Origin of the sequence: Sinorhizobium garamanticum, from assembly GCF_029892065.1 — a bacterium.
GTDB classification, from domain to species: domain Bacteria; phylum Pseudomonadota; class Alphaproteobacteria; order Rhizobiales; family Rhizobiaceae; genus Sinorhizobium; species Sinorhizobium garamanticum.
Genome location: NZ_CP120373.1, coordinates 3,841,518 through 3,855,182, shown reverse-complemented (window position 1 = coordinate 3,855,182; position 13,665 = coordinate 3,841,518). Strand labels below are relative to the sequence as shown.

Annotated in this window: 16 protein-coding genes; 11 read left to right on the top strand and 5 right to left on the bottom strand. The window is 59.5% G+C overall.

Translation table 11 applies throughout. The annotated features are described in order from the left end of the window. Window positions 1-9: 9 nt before the first annotated feature. Window positions 10-255 (bottom strand): zinc-finger domain-containing protein, encoded by a 246-nt coding sequence (locus tag PZN02_RS18170; protein WP_280659317.1) that lies wholly within the window; start codon window positions 253-255, stop codon window positions 10-12. Window positions 256-436: 181 nt separating this feature from the next. Between PZN02_RS18170 and PZN02_RS18165 the strand changes: the two genes are divergently transcribed. The 8 genes from PZN02_RS18165 to PZN02_RS18130 all read left to right on the top strand — a co-directional run bounded on the left by PZN02_RS18165 (window position 437) and on the right by PZN02_RS18130 (window position 7,527). After that, window positions 437-1,222 (top strand): alpha/beta fold hydrolase, encoded by a 786-nt coding sequence (locus PZN02_RS18165; RefSeq protein WP_280659316.1) that lies wholly within the window; start codon window positions 437-439, stop codon window positions 1,220-1,222. A gap of 101 nt (window positions 1,223-1,323) precedes the next feature. Then, window positions 1,324-2,151: a serine O-acetyltransferase gene (cysE, locus tag PZN02_RS18160; protein WP_280659315.1), complete on the top strand. Its 828-nt coding sequence runs from the start codon at window positions 1,324-1,326 to the stop codon at window positions 2,149-2,151. Window positions 2,152-2,378: 227 nt separating this feature from the next. Next, window positions 2,379-2,582: a DUF3126 family protein gene (locus tag PZN02_RS18155; protein ID WP_034854672.1), complete on the top strand. Its 204-nt coding sequence runs from the start codon at window positions 2,379-2,381 to the stop codon at window positions 2,580-2,582. Between the two features lie 230 nt (window positions 2,583-2,812). Beyond that, the gene (locus tag PZN02_RS18150) at window positions 2,813-3,163 is read left to right on the top strand and encodes a phasin family protein (protein ID WP_280659314.1); all 351 of its coding nucleotides are present in this window, start codon (window positions 2,813-2,815) and stop codon (window positions 3,161-3,163) included. Window positions 3,164-3,399: 236 nt separating this feature from the next. Further along, the gene (gene clpS, locus PZN02_RS18145) at window positions 3,400-3,753 is read left to right on the top strand and encodes an ATP-dependent Clp protease adapter ClpS (protein WP_280659313.1); all 354 of its coding nucleotides are present in this window, start codon (window positions 3,400-3,402) and stop codon (window positions 3,751-3,753) included. 9 nt (window positions 3,754-3,762) lie between these two features. Next, on the top strand, window positions 3,763-6,273 hold the full coding sequence (gene clpA / locus PZN02_RS18140; RefSeq protein ID WP_280659312.1) for an ATP-dependent Clp protease ATP-binding subunit ClpA: 2,511 nt from the start codon (window positions 3,763-3,765) through the stop codon (window positions 6,271-6,273). Between the two features lie 175 nt (window positions 6,274-6,448). Then, a complete protein-coding gene (locus PZN02_RS18135) occupies window positions 6,449-7,186 on the top strand; it encodes an AzlC family ABC transporter permease (protein WP_280659311.1) in 738 nt (245 codons plus the stop codon). After that, complete coding sequence (locus PZN02_RS18130; protein WP_280661539.1) at window positions 7,156-7,527, top strand: AzlD domain-containing protein; 372 nt, start codon at window positions 7,156-7,158, stop codon at window positions 7,525-7,527. Before PZN02_RS18135 ends, PZN02_RS18130 begins: the two co-directional genes overlap by 31 nt. Window positions 7,528-7,559: 32 nt before the next feature. On the opposite strand, the gene PZN02_RS18125 is transcribed toward PZN02_RS18130, so the two are convergent. From PZN02_RS18125 to PZN02_RS18110, 4 genes are all read right to left on the bottom strand, one after another. Then, complete coding sequence (locus tag PZN02_RS18125; RefSeq protein WP_280659310.1) at window positions 7,560-7,979, bottom strand: HIT family protein; 420 nt, start codon at window positions 7,977-7,979, stop codon at window positions 7,560-7,562. A 166-nt stretch (window positions 7,980-8,145) separates the two neighbouring features. Further along, window positions 8,146-9,324 (bottom strand): GNAT family N-acetyltransferase, encoded by a 1,179-nt coding sequence (locus tag PZN02_RS18120; protein WP_280659309.1) that lies wholly within the window; start codon window positions 9,322-9,324, stop codon window positions 8,146-8,148. A gap of 4 nt (window positions 9,325-9,328) precedes the next feature. After that, a complete protein-coding gene (locus PZN02_RS18115) occupies window positions 9,329-10,054 on the bottom strand; it encodes a glycerophosphodiester phosphodiesterase (protein WP_280659307.1) in 726 nt (241 codons plus the stop codon). Window positions 10,055-10,067: 13 nt separating this feature from the next. Beyond that, entirely contained in the window at window positions 10,068-10,535 is a 468-nt protein-coding gene (locus tag PZN02_RS18110) for a RidA family protein (protein WP_280659306.1), read from the bottom strand. 146 nt (window positions 10,536-10,681) lie between these two features. Between PZN02_RS18110 and PZN02_RS18105 the strand changes: the two genes are divergently transcribed. The 3 genes from PZN02_RS18105 to tsf all read left to right on the top strand — a co-directional run bounded on the left by PZN02_RS18105 (window position 10,682) and on the right by tsf (window position 13,635). Next, the gene (locus PZN02_RS18105; RefSeq protein ID WP_280659305.1) at window positions 10,682-11,509 is read left to right on the top strand and encodes a cell envelope integrity EipB family protein; all 828 of its coding nucleotides are present in this window, start codon (window positions 10,682-10,684) and stop codon (window positions 11,507-11,509) included. A gap of 182 nt (window positions 11,510-11,691) precedes the next feature. After that, entirely contained in the window at window positions 11,692-12,459 is a 768-nt protein-coding gene (gene rpsB / locus PZN02_RS18100; protein ID WP_173512726.1) for a 30S ribosomal protein S2, read from the top strand. Window positions 12,460-12,711: 252 nt separating this feature from the next. Further along, the gene (gene tsf, locus PZN02_RS18095) at window positions 12,712-13,635 is read left to right on the top strand and encodes a translation elongation factor Ts (RefSeq protein WP_280659304.1); all 924 of its coding nucleotides are present in this window, start codon (window positions 12,712-12,714) and stop codon (window positions 13,633-13,635) included. Window positions 13,636-13,665 lie beyond the last annotated feature (30 nt).

Genomic DNA, 13,665 nt, shown 5'->3' with positions numbered 1-13,665 from the left:
CGCGACGACTTAAGCCGCCTTGCTGGTGAAGAGGCATCCCGGAGGATTTGTCTCCGTTGCCTTCAGCGAAGGGTTGTAGCGATAGAGCGTCGAACAATAGGGGCAGACCTTCTCGTTGTCGTCGCCCATGTCGATGAAGATGTGGGGGTGGTCGAAGGGAACGGATGCGCCCGTGCACATGAATTCCTTGACGCCGATTTCGATCACCTGGTGTCCGCCGTCATTCTGAAAATGGGGGATGCTGTGGCCGGCCATGTCATGCTCCGATGAATGCAAGTCTTTGGATCGTAAATTTGGCGGCACCATAGTGAGCTTTGCCGCAAATGTGTAGCGGCAAACATGCCGCGCCTGTGGGTTTTTGGAGGGCCGGGGGTTTCAAGCGGCAGCGTTACAACCTAGTTTGCGCCGAAAACAGAACGCCTTCAGGAAATGAGACATGGATCTAAACGCACCGCCATTTTCGCGCTTCGTGCATGAGGGAATGGAGATCGCCTTTTTCGACGAAGGCGACCCGTCGGGAGATTCGATCCTGCTCATTCACGGTTTCGCTTCGAGCGCCAATGTCAACTGGGTGTATCCGGGCTGGTTGAAGACACTAGGGGATGCCGGCTACCGGGTTATCGCGCTGGACAATCGCGGCCATGGAAAGAGCAGCAAGCCGTACGACCCTTCGCTCTACCATCCTCACCAGATGGCAGGGGATGCGGCGGCACTTCTCGTGCATCTCGGGATCGGTGAAGCGCATGTCATGGGCTATTCCATGGGCGCGCGCATTTCAGCATTCCTGGCTTTGGCGCATCCGGATCGCGTGCGCTCGCTTGTGTTCGGCGGCCTCGGAATAGGCATGGTGACCGGGGTCGGAGACTGGGATCCGATCGCCGACGCGCTGCTTGCACCGTCGCTGGAGAGCGTGACGCATCCGCGCGGACGAATGTTTCGTGCGTTTGCCGATCAGACCAACAGCGATCGCCAGGCGCTTGCGGCTTGTATTGCCACGTCGCGCGATCTTCTGTCGCCCGAAGATATGGCCCGCATCGAGGTGCCGGTACTGATAGGTGTCGGAACGAAGGACGAGGTTGCCGGATCGGCGCAGGAACTTGCGGCACTTATGCCGCGGGCAAAGGCGCTCGACATTCCGGGGCGCGACCATATGCTGGCGGTCGGCGACCGAGTGTTCAAGAAGGCCGTGCTCGAATTCCTTGGCGAGGTCGGGCGAGCATAGGACTGTTTTGCGACCGGTGGCTGAAATGTGGCTCACCCATTTATGTCGCCCGGGAATTACCCTATATTCGAACCATTGATCGATCATGAAGGAGAGCGACTATGGTCGCCAAGACAGAACTGCGCCACACGGAATCGTTCAAGGCGATAGACCCGATCTGGGACAGCCTGCGCGAAGAAGCCCGTCTCGCTGCTGAGCGGGATCCGATGTTGGCAGCGTTCTTGTATTCGACCGTCGTCAATCAGCACTCCCTCGAAGAGGCTGTGATTTACCGAATTTGCGAACGACTGGACCACCCGGATCTGCAGGCAAACCTGCTCCATCAGACCTTTTCCGAAATGCTGGAAGACTGGCCTGAATGGGGCACGATTCTTCGTGTCGACATCCAGGCGGTCTATGATCGCGACCCGGCGTGCACGCGGTTCATCGAACCGGTGCTCTATTTCAAGGGGTTCCACGCCATCCAGACGCATCGCCTTGCCCACTGGCTGTGGAAGCGCGGACGGAAGGATTTCGCGTTGTATCTGCAGAGCCGCTCTTCGAGCGTCTATCAGACCGACATCAATCCTGCCGCCCGGATCGGGCGCGGCATCTTCCTTGACCACGCAACCGGGCTGGTGGTCGGCGAAACGGCAACCATCGGTGACAACGTGTCGATCCTGCACGGGGTGACGCTTGGCGGCACCGGCAAGGAGGGCAGCGATCGCCATCCCAAGATCGGTGACGGCGTGTTGATCGGCGCAGGCGCAAAGATACTTGGCAACATCCACATCGGGCATTGCTCGCGCGTTGCGGCGGGCTCAGTCGTGCTGAAGCCGGTACCTCCTAAGACAACGGTGGCAGGCGTTCCGGCAAAGGTCGTAGGCGAGGCCGGTTGTTCCGAGCCGTCGCGCCAGATGGACCAGATCCTGACCAGCTTCGACATCTAACCAGGTGCGAGTCTGTCCGGGTGTGCCAGCGCCGGCCCGGCCGCGCCTCGCTAAATCCGGCGTTTCTGCTCGCGCCGAGTTCGAACTGTGCAGAAAATTGGACGGAAATTCAAAACGATAAGGCGACTTCGCAAATCTGGAGGGACGCCCGGCGCTTCAAGTGGGTTTACACTTGGTAATTCCGCATGCGAGAAGCGCCGCAAATCAAACATGCACGGAGAAAAGATTTGAAGCCCGAAGAGATCCGAAAGCTTGAAGCCTATTTCAAGCGTACCTTCAACCAGTCCATGGTCGTCAAGGCGCGGCCGAAGAAGGACGAGTCCGCGGAGGTCTATCTCGGCGACGAGTTTCTCGGTGTCGTTTTCCGCGACGAAGAGGATGGGGAGCTTTCGTACAACTTCTCGATGGCGATCCTCGACATCGATCTGTAAGATCAAGATCATTCGTCAAGATTTCGACCCGGTTCTGAGCGATCAGGCCGGGTTTTTTCATTAAAAGTCATATTAATGCGCCTGTGTGAAAAAAAATCGCAGGATTAGCTGCCGATTTTCATCAAGTCGTTGCAAGAACAGTGTTTTATTGCGTTGCACACAGAACTTGACTTTTTGTGCACCGCACATAAACTGACAAGCAGTTAAGCCGTCTAAAGGAGACACCCCCGATGTTTAACTTCGACGATGCGAACAAGAAGAGCAAAGAAGCCATTGATGTTGCTGTCAAAAGCTATTCGGCCATGACCAAGGGCTTTCAGGCCATTGCAACGGAAGCAGCGGACTATTCGAAGAAGTCCTTCGAAGACGGAATTGCCCATTTCGAAAAGCTTGCCAATGCCAAGAGCGTTGAGGCTGCGTTCGAACTTCAAACCAATTATGTGAAGGCAAGCTACGAAGGCTTTGTGGCCGAGGCAACGAAGATCGGTGAGATGTATGCCGATCTCGCCAAGGACGCCTACAAGCCCTACGAAGCGCCGGTTGCCAAGGCGACCTCAGCTGTCAAGTCTGCTGCGGCCTGACGACAAGGACCATCGCCATCGCAAGAGGGCCGGTCGCGGTTGCCGCGGCCGGCCCTCTTGCGTTCGAAATACTGCCGCTTGTGACCGAAGAAAGTTGATCAAACTTGTGTTTCGCCGTGCGAATATGATTGCAGTGCGTTGGTTCGGCCTTAAAATTCAGAAACGAACTATTAGATAAGGACGAGCATGCCGCAGCCACGTTCGTTGGAAGCGCAGCTGTAAAGGAATGAACAAGAATGATCGCCATGCCGGTCCGGATGCAGCAGGGAAGCGAAGGAGACGGAGGCGGCCCAAGTCGTGGCACCTCCGTTATCACGCGCACCAAGCCGAAGACCAAAAAGCCGAGTTTGTATCGCGTTCTGCTTTTGAATGACGATTATACGCCGATGGAATTCGTCATCCATATCCTGGAGCGTTTCTTCCAGAAGGATCGGGAAGAAGCGACCCGCATCATGCTCCACGTTCACAATCACGGCGTGGGAGAGTGCGGCGTCTTCACCTACGAAGTCGCCGAAACCAAGGTGACGCAGGTGATGGATTTCGCCAGGCAGCACCAGCATCCGTTGCAATGCGTCATGGAAAAGAAATGAGGAACTAACGTGCCAACATTTTCGCCCAGCCTCGAAAAGGCGCTGCATCAGGCACTGACTTTTGCCAACGAGCGCCACCATGAATATGCGACGCTCGAGCACCTGCTGCTGGCATTGATCGACGATGCCGATGCGGCTGCCGTGATGGGCGCGTGCAACGTAAATCTCGAAACGCTTCGCAAGACCGTGACGGACTATGTCGACAACGAACTGTCGAATCTTGTCACCGGCTATGACGAAGACTCCAAGCCGACCGCTGGCTTTCAACGTGTGATCCAGCGTGCGGTCATCCACGTGCAATCCTCCGGTCGGGAGGAGGTGACGGGCGCCAACGTGCTGGTAGCGATCTTTGCCGAACGCGAAAGCCACGCCGCCTATTTCCTCCAGGAGCAGGAGATGACCCGCTATGACGCGGTCAACTTCATTTCCCATGGGATCGGCAAGCGACCGGGAAGTTCCGAATCGCGGCCGGTGCGCGGCGCCGAAGATCAGGATTCCGAACAGAAAGCGCCCCGCGAAAGCGACGAGGCCGGTCCGAAGAAACAACAGGACGCGCTGACCGCGTACTGCGTGAACCTCAACGAGAAGGCGAAGTCCGGAAAGATCGATCCGCTGATCGGTCGCAATGCCGAAGTCAATCGTACGATCCAGGTGCTTTGCCGCAGGTCCAAGAACAACCCGCTCTATGTCGGCGACCCCGGTGTCGGCAAGACGGCGATTGCCGAGGGCCTTGCCAAGCGCATCGTCGAAAAGAAGGTGCCGGAAGCGCTCCAGGACGCCACGATCTTCTCGCTCGACATGGGAACGCTGCTTGCCGGAACGCGCTACCGCGGTGATTTCGAGGAGCGGCTGAAGCAGGTCGTCAAGGAACTCGAGGACTATCCGGGGGCCGTGCTCTTCATCGACGAGATCCACACCGTGATCGGCGCCGGCGCCACTTCGGGCGGCGCGATGGATGCATCCAACCTTCTGAAGCCGGCGCTCTCGACGGGGGCGATCCGCTGCATAGGTTCGACGACCTACAAGGAATACCGCCAGTTCTTCGAGAAGGATCGCGCACTTGTGCGCCGCTTCCAGAAGATCGACGTCAACGAACCAACGATTGCCGACGCGATCGAGATCATGCGGGGGCTGAAGCCGTATTTCGAGGACTATCATCACCTCAAATACTCGAACGACGCCATCAAGGCGGCGGTCGAGCTTTCCGCCCGCTACATCAACGACCGGAAACTGCCGGACAAGGCGATCGACGTGATCGACGAGTCCGGTGCCGCCCAGATGCTGCTTCCCGCTGGCAAGCGCCGCAAGCTGATCACCGAGAAGGAGATCGAGGCGACGATTGCGACCATGGCTCGTATCCCTCCGAAGACCGTTTCCAAGGACGACGAGGCGGTACTTGCCAATCTCGAGAAGGAGCTGAGGTCCGTGGTCTATGGCCAGGACTTGGCGATCGAGGCGCTCGCCTCGTCGATCAAGCTGGCACGTGCCGGTCTTCGGGAACCGAACAAGCCGATCGGCTGCTACGTGTTCTCCGGCCCGACCGGCGTCGGCAAGACCGAAGTGGCCAAGCAGTTGGCGTCCTCGCTGGGTGTCGAGCTCCTGCGTTTTGACATGTCGGAATACATGGAGCGGCACACGGTGTCCCGCCTGCTCGGCGCACCTCCCGGCTATGTCGGCTTCGACCAGGGCGGTCTGTTGACCGACGGCGTCGACCAGCATCCGCATTGCGTGCTGCTGCTCGATGAGATCGAGAAGGCGCATCCGGACCTGTTCAACATCCTCCTGCAGGTGATGGACCATGGTGCGTTGACCGATCACAACGGCAAGAAGATCGACTTCCGCAACGTCATCCTGATCATGACGACCAATGCGGGTGCCTCCGATATGGCACGGCCGGCAATCGGCTTTGGCTCATCGAAGCGTGAGGGCGAGGACATCGAGGCGCTGAACAGGCTGTTTACGCCGGAATTCCGCAACCGATTGGATGCGGTCATTCCGTTCAGCTCGCTGCCGACGCCGGTCATCCACCAGGTCGTGCAGAAGTTCGTCATGCAGCTCGAGACGCAGCTTGCCGAACGCAACGTGACCTTCGACCTCGCGCCGGACGCCATCGCCTGGCTCGCCGAGAAGGGATACGACGAAAAGATGGGCGCCCGGCCGCTGGCGCGTGTCATCCAGGAAAACATCAAGAAGCCGCTCGCCGACGAAATCCTCTTCGGCAAGCTGAAGAAGGGTGGCGTCGTCAAGGTGACGATCGGCACGAAGGAGGACGGCAGCAAGGGGCTGATCCTTGATGCCGTACCCGAAACGGTGCCGATCAAGCCGAAGGCTGAAGTCTCGCGTCCGGCAGGCAAGGGTGCCAAACCCAAGAAGGGCGACGAGAAGGAAACCGTCGTCGCTGACTCCGAACCGAAGCCAAAGGCGAAGAAGACCGCCGCGAAGGCATCCTCCAAGGACAGCAAGGCAGGCTCGGCCCCGCTGAAGGGACGGACGGTTCCCAAGGTGCCGCGCAAGAAGTAAAACGATCGCTATCGAATCTGACGGTGCCGGGTGAGCTTCACCCGGCATCGTCGTGTTTCGGCATGTTTGCCTGAGCCTAAGGAAAAATGCAGTAATTCAAAGCGCTACAGCGGCCTTTGTGCGTTTGAATGGACGCGCGGCCCTGTAGGTGAGTAAGCGTCGCTCGCAGGTGTCCATGGAACGCGTTGAAGACGAACGATCATCTCTGGCCTGGCTCCTGACCGGCGCTCGCGGCATCCTCAGCCTGCCCGCCATCATCCTGATGCTTTCCTTTGTCGGCTTTTGCTCGCTCACGGCGCAGGCCGGCATCCCGCCTGAGCAGGTCGTCTTCATGACGGGCATTGTCTGGGCGCTGCCGGCAAAGGTCATCCTCGTCAGTTCGGTCCTGAGCGGTGCAAGCCTTGCCACGGCTTTTCTCGCGGTGACGCTCTCGTCCGTACGGCTCATGCCGATGGTTGCAGCCCTTGTCCCGGAATTGCGCACGCCGAAGACGCCGACTTGGCGGCTTCTCGTGTTGTCGCATTTCATTGCGATCACAGCGTGGGTGTTTGCGATGGAGCGCGTGCCGCAGGTGCCGCGTGCGCACCGCGCGACATTCTTTGCTGGTTTCGGCATCACGCTCGTCGCCACCAACATGGCGCTCGTGGCGATCGTCTATCGTCTCGTTGCTGACTTCCCGCCGATCATTGCCGGCTGCCTCTTCTTTCTGACGCCGGTCTATTTCCTGGCCTCTATCTGGAATTCGGCGCGTCACCGGGTGGTCTATCTGGCGCTTGCCATCGGCCTCGTCGCGGGACCGTTCTTCTACTGGCTGCTGCCGGAATTCGACATCCTGCTCGCGGGTGTCGGCGGCGGAACGCTCGCCTGGTCTGTCGAGCGGTACTGGCGCTCGCGAAGGGAGGCGGGCGCGTGACGTGGCAGGAGGGTTGGTGGGCCTACGTCTTCATCGCGATCGCCGGCTGGCTCGCGACCGATATTTGGCGATGGCTCGGCGTGCTTGCTGGCGAACGGCTCCGCGAAGATTCCGAGGCGCTGAACTGGGTGAGGGCAGTGGCGACCGCGCTGGTCGCGGCTGTCATCGCGAAGCTCGTCCTCTACCCGACCGGCGTGCTGGAGCAGTCACCTCTGTGGCTGCGCCTGGGGGCCGTGGTGCTTGGCGCAATTGCGTTTTTCCTCGCTCGCCAAAAGCCGGCGGTCGGCATCGCAACGGCAATCGCGACACTCTGCGCCGGACTCTGGTGGCTGGGCTTTTAGAACGCTGCCCGGGAGGCCGCTTCTCCCGGCACTCAGAGAGCCTGTCGAATCTTTTCCGCGTTCGCCGCAAGTACCGCGCCATCTTCCATGCGGCCGGAATGCGGTTTCAGCGGAATGCCGTCACGGCGGGGTATGACATGGAAGTGCAGATGGAAAACGGACTGGCCGGCGGGCGCTTCGTTGAACTGCATGATCGTCACGCCGTCGGCGTCAAAGGCTTCCTTTGCCGCAATGGCGATCTTTTGAACCGTACCGATCAGTGAAGGCAGCGTTGACGCGTCGGCGTCGAGAATGTTGCGGGAAGGGGTCTTCGGCAGCACCAGGACGTGGCCCTCCGCCTGAGGCATCGCATCCATAAAAGCGACGGTCGCATCATCTTCGTAGACCCGGTGCGATGGAATTTCGCCCCGCAGGATCTTGGCAAAGATGTTGTTCGTGTCATACCCGCTCATTGTCGTTTCCTCGTATTGTCGCGCCGGCATCGGCCGGCATCCTGTCAGTCGTCCCGGATCACGATGATTTTGGGTCGAATCGACCCAGAATCATAAAAGTGAACGATTATAATAAGTTAGAGCGGGATTCGGGCGGAAAACCGCGCACTCTTTTCCTCATCCCGCTCTAGCGCTCACCTTTGCGGAAAGGTCCATGGTCCGCAAGAAACTCACCGGTTTCTTCCACATCGCGGCGTTCGCGTTCGAGATAGTCGGCGACCGCGCGCGCGAGTCCCGGATGGGTAATGAAGTGCGCCGAATGGGTGGTGACCGGCATGTAGCCGCGGGCGAGCTTGTGCTCCCCCTGTGCTCCCGCCTCGACGCGCTTCAACCCCTTGGCGATCGCGAAATCGATCGCCTGGTGGTAGCAAACCTCAAAATGCAGGAATGGGTGGTCCTCGATACAGCCCCAGTGCCGGCCGTAGAGCGCATCACCGCCGATGAAGTTGATGGCGCCGGCGATATAGCGGCCGCCGCGCTTGGCCATGACGAGCAGAATGTCGTCGGCCATCCTTTCACCGATCAGCGAATAGAAGGAGCGCGTGAGATACGGGCGGCCCCATTTGCGCCCGCCGGTATCCATGTAGAAGGCGAAGAACTGGTCCCAGATCTCCTCGGTCAGGTCGCTGCCCGTCAGCCAATCGATCGTGATGCCCTCTTCGACGGCCGTCCGACGTTCTTTTTTCAGCGCCTTGCGTTTTCGGGATGCGAGAGTTTCCAGAAAGTCGCCATAGGACCCGTAGCCTTCATTGGTGAAATGAAACTGCTGGTCGGTTCGATGAAGGAAGCCTGCCCGCTCGAAGATTGGCATTTCGTCGGCCGGCGCGAAGGTGACATGAGCCGAGGAGACGCCGTGGCGGCGCGTAAGCTCCTTCAGTCCCGCTGCGAGCGCATCGTGGATCGGCCGCGGGTCGCGCCCTTCGGTGGTGAGCAGGCGCGGTCCCGTTACCGGAGTGAAGGGTACGGAGCATTGCAGCTTCGGATAATAGCGGCCACCCGCACGCTCGAAGGCGTCCGCCCATCCATGGTCGAAGACGTATTCGCCCTGGCTGTGGTTTTTCATGTAGCAGACAAGGGCGCCGCGCAGGAAACCATCCGCGTCTTCCATCAGCAGGTGTTGTCCGAGCCATCCCGTTTCCGCGGTCGCGGAACCCGATTCCTCCAGTGCCGACAGATAAGCGTGCGAGAGGAAGGGATTGTAGGGAATGCTCGCACTAGCCTTCGAAGCGCCGGCGAGCCGATTCCAGTTCGCCGGCGAGATCGAAGTGAAAGAGTGTTCAATGCGGATGTTGATAGCGTCTGTCATAACCTTACGAAATCATGGTCTCTCGTGGATCGAAACCCTCAAATGTCATCTGGTCGGCATTGGCGAATGTGTGCTCCTGGGCCTCTCTGTCGCGCACCGTCCATGTGATGACCGTGCGGCCGAGCGCGCGCTGCTTGGTGATGAAAGGATTCGGCAGGTCGCGGTAGAAATAGGAAATGAAATCGAGGCCGATTTGCATCGCTTCCTCGTTCTCGGCGAAGGCCTCGGGCGTGATGCCTCCGGCGGTGAGGCCAAGCGGGTAGGGCGCATCCAGCGCCTTCAGGTCCTTGAGCAGCCAATGATCGAAGCTCATTAGCGCCACGTGGCCCTTGTAGCCCTCGAGCGTATCGATCACCGCGGCGGCAAAGCCTTCGTCGTCGTCTTTTCGCCCCTTGAGTTCGATGATCAGCGGCACGCGACCGTTGACGAGACGGAGCATCTGGGAAAGCGTCGGCACCTTGTCCTTGGTGCCGCCGACCGACATCAGCCCGAGTTCCCCCGCGGTTCTCGCTCGAACGTCTCCTCTTATACCGCAGAGCCGCTCGGTGTTGTCGTCGTGAAAGACCACCGGAACACTGTCAGCGGTATATTGCAGGTCGCATTCAATCGCGAAACCCGCTTCGGCGGCGCGAGAAAACGCCGAGAGTGTGTTTTCCCAAACCTCCCGGTTCATGTCGTGAAAACCCCGATGGGCGATCGGTTGGGCCTTGAGCCAGGAAATATCCTTCATGAGATTCCTCGCATCACGCGATTTCGATGACGGCATCGATTTCGACGGCTGCGTTGAACGGCAGGGCGGCCATGCCAACGGCGGCGCGCGCATGCTTGCCGGCTTCACCAAGCACGTTGGCGAGCAGATTGGACGCGCCGTTGATGACGAGGTGCTGTTCGACGAATTCCGGGACGGACGCGACGAAACCATTGATCTTCACGAGGCGACGGATGCGCCCGAGGTCGCCGGAAAGCGCTGCCTTCGCCTGCGCCAGGATGTTGATTGCGCAGAGTTCTGCAGCACGCTGGGCGGTGGCGACATCGACATCCTTGCCGACATGTCCCGTTACGGCGACATTGCCGGCTTCCATAGGCAGTTGTCCGGAAATATAGAGCATCGAGCCGCTGATGGCGTAGGGAACATAGTTCGCTGCAGGTGCCGCGGCCTGGGGCAGGGTGATGCCAAGGTCGGCGAGGCGCGTTTCGATCTCTGCGGACATGGAAGGCTCCGTTGTTGTCTTTTGTGATAAAATCCGGCATGCAAGCTGGATCGGGACGGGCATCAAGTCTTTTCGTCGCGGATCTGCCTCGCTTCTGCCGACAGTTTGTTTATAGCATTGCCGGCGAGTCCAACAGGAGGAAACGGATGTTTCGTACAGGCTTCGGTCTTGCCAGTTTTGGAAGCGTCTGCCTCGTGGCGATGACGGCCTTGGGCGCCGGTGCCGCCGATGCGAGCGCGCTTGCGCCCCACCGCGCCGTTTACGATCTGGAGTTGAAGAATGCGTCCGATCGCTCGGGCATTTCCAGCATGTACGGCCGCATGGTCTACGAATTCAACGGCTCTGCCTGCGAGGGTTACACGGTCAGTTTCAGGTTCATGACCCAGGTCGATACCGGAGAGGAAGTTCGCCTAACGGACCAGCAGACGACCACCTACGAAGACATGCGCAACGGCAATTTCCGCTTTCTGACGCGTTCTTTCACCGACGAGAAGCTCGACAAGGAAGTCCGCGGCAGTGCGCATGAAGACAAGACCGGGGTCAAGGTCGAGCTGACGGCACCGGACAAGCGCGAAGTGGCGCTTGCCGAAAGCCGATTCCCGACCGAACACATGCTGGAAGTGATCGATCGGGCGAAGAAGGGTGAGTCGTTTTTCGAATCGCGCATCTTCGACGGCTCCGATACGGGCGACAAGACGCTGATCACCTCGACCTTCGTCGGCAAACCCCGCAAGCCGGCGCCGGATGACATCGATGTCGGCAAGGCCGGAAAGCTCGCGGCCGAGAATTACTGGCCAGTGAAGATCTCCTACTTCAACGACGACAGGAGCGGAGACGCACAGCCCATCTACAGCATGTCGTTCAAGCTCTATGAAAACGGAGTGACGCGCGACCTGACAATGGACTATGGAGATTTCGTGCTGAGCGGAAAGCTCACCAACCTCGAAGTCTTCAACGCGGAAGACTGCAAATAGGCAAGAACTGCATAAAACTGACTTCCAGTCTTGATTTATCGGGCAGTTGCAGTTAATGGGCTGCCCATTCCACACGTGAGGCATGGGATTTTCCGGGAGAAATCCGGATTGTTCCGCCGGTGGGCGCAGCAACGATGCGCTCGACGCCTTGCGGAGGTTCAACCGGAAAAGGAGACAAAGGCATGGCATTGCCTGACTTTACTATGCGCCAGCTTCTCGAAGCAGGCGTTCACTTCGGCCACCAGACGCATCGCTGGAACCCGAAGATGAAGCCGTACATCTTCGGCGATCGCAACAACGTCCACATCATCGACCTCGCCCAGACCGTCCCGATGCTGTCGCGCGCCCTTCAGGTTGTCAGCGACACCGTCGCCAATGGCGGCCGCGTGCTTTTCGTCGGCACGAAGCGCCAGGCTTCGGAAATCATCGCCGACGCCGCGAAGCGCTCTGCCCAGTACTACGTCAATGCTCGCTGGCTCGGCGGCATGATGACCAACTGGAAGACGATTTCCAACTCGATCCAGCGCCTGCGCAAGCTCGACGAAATCCTCGCTTCGGAAGCTTCCGGCTTCACGAAGAAGGAGCGCCTGAACCTCGAGCGTGAGCGCGAAAAGCTGAACCGCGCTCTCGGCGGTATCCGCGACATGGGCGGCACGCCGGACCTGATGTTCATCATCGACACCAACAAGGAATCGATCGCGATCGAAGAAGCCAAGCGTCTTGGCATTCCGGTCGTCGCCGTCATCGACTCCAACTGCGATCCGGACCAGATCGACTATCCGATCCCGGGTAACGACGATGCATCGCGCGCTGTCGCTCTCTACTGCGATCTCATCGCTCGCGCCGCCATCGACGGCATTGCCCGCCAGCAGGGCGCCGCTGGCCGCGATCTCGGCGCATCGGTTGAGGTTCCGGTCGAGCCGGCTCTCGACGAATCGTCCGAGGCCTGATCGGGTCGGACGGCAGACAAGGCTGCCGTACCAAATGAAACGTCGGACGAGGCCGTTTGTGATGGAAATCTGAACGGCCTCGTTCTTTTCGGCCGGAAATGGCGCGATCGGGCCCGCAATATCCTGCCCACGCATCATCGCGATGAAGCGTTCATCACGATGTCACATTGAAAAGCCATTCCCTGCCAAAACCTCCTGGCATTGCGCCATCGACAGTGAGCGCGCCAGCCAAACAGACAAAGAGGCAAGAAGATGAGTGTTACTGCCGCAATGGTGAAGGAACTGCGCGAAAAGACCGGCGCAGGCATGATGGATTGCAAGAAGGCGCTTGCTGAAACCAATGGCGACATGGAAGCGGCGATCGACTGGCTGCGCGCCAAGGGCATCGCCAAGGCCGACAAGAAGTCCGGCCGCACCGCTGCCGAAGGCCTCATCGGCATCGCCAGCGCCGGCAACAAGGCCGTGGTCGTCGAGATCAACTCGGAAACGGACTTCGTCGCTCGCAACGACGCCTTCCAGGACCTCGTCCGTGGTGTCGCAGCCGTTGCTGTCGACACCGATGGATCGGTCGACGCGATCAGCGCTGCCAACTATCCGGCCACTGGCAAGTCCGTTGCCGATACGGTCACCGACGCGATTGCGACGATCGGCGAAAACATGACGCTGCGCCGTGCCGCGCTGCTGTCGGTCGACAATGGCGTCGTCGCCACCTACATCCACAATTCGGTTGCCGACGGTCTCGGCAAGCTCGGTGTGCTGGTCGCTCTCAAGTCGACCGGTGACAAGGAAGCCTTGAATGCAATCGGTCGTCAGGTTGCGATGCACGTCGCTGCGACGAACCCGCTGGCGGTTCGCCCGAGCGAAATCGACCCCGCGGTCGCCGAACGCGAGCGCAACGTCTTCATCGAACAGTCGCGCGCTTCGGGCAAGCCGGACAACATCATCGAGAAGATGGTAGAAGGCCGCATGCGCAAGTTCTTCGAGGAAGTCGCCCTTCTCTCGCAGGCTTTTGTCATGAACCCCGACCAGACCGTCGAGGCAGCGATCAAGGAAGCGGAAAAGACCGTCGGTGCGCCGATCGAGGTCGCCGGCATCGCACGCCTGCTGCTCGGCGAAGGCGTTCAGAAGGAAGAGTCCGATTTCGCCGCGGAAGTCGCGGCGGCTGCCAAGGGCTGATTTCTTCACCCTTATTGGGAAAACATGGGG

Coding starts and splice junctions, on each gene's coding strand:
- PZN02_RS18120 (WP_280659309.1), bottom strand. CDS start 9,324: ATGACAGACGCTATCAACATCCGCATTGAACACTCTTTCACTTCGATC.
- PZN02_RS18170 (WP_280659317.1), bottom strand. CDS start 255: ATGGCCGGCCACAGCATCCCCCATTTTCAGAATGACGGCGGACACCAG.
- PZN02_RS18165 (WP_280659316.1), top strand. CDS start 437: ATGGATCTAAACGCACCGCCATTTTCGCGCTTCGTGCATGAGGGAATG.
- PZN02_RS18150 (WP_280659314.1), top strand. CDS start 2,813: ATGTTTAACTTCGACGATGCGAACAAGAAGAGCAAAGAAGCCATTGAT.
- PZN02_RS18105 (WP_280659305.1), top strand. CDS start 10,682: ATGTTTCGTACAGGCTTCGGTCTTGCCAGTTTTGGAAGCGTCTGCCTC.
- PZN02_RS18125 (WP_280659310.1), bottom strand. CDS start 7,979: ATGAGCGGGTATGACACGAACAACATCTTTGCCAAGATCCTGCGGGGC.
- rpsB (WP_173512726.1), top strand. CDS start 11,692: ATGGCATTGCCTGACTTTACTATGCGCCAGCTTCTCGAAGCAGGCGTT.
- PZN02_RS18110 (WP_280659306.1), bottom strand. CDS start 10,535: ATGTCCGCAGAGATCGAAACGCGCCTCGCCGACCTTGGCATCACCCTG.
- tsf (WP_280659304.1), top strand. CDS start 12,712: ATGAGTGTTACTGCCGCAATGGTGAAGGAACTGCGCGAAAAGACCGGC.
- clpS (WP_280659313.1), top strand. CDS start 3,400: ATGATCGCCATGCCGGTCCGGATGCAGCAGGGAAGCGAAGGAGACGGA.
- PZN02_RS18135 (WP_280659311.1), top strand. CDS start 6,449: ATGGAACGCGTTGAAGACGAACGATCATCTCTGGCCTGGCTCCTGACC.
- PZN02_RS18115 (WP_280659307.1), bottom strand. CDS start 10,054: ATGAAGGATATTTCCTGGCTCAAGGCCCAACCGATCGCCCATCGGGGT.
- cysE (WP_280659315.1), top strand. CDS start 1,324: ATGGTCGCCAAGACAGAACTGCGCCACACGGAATCGTTCAAGGCGATA.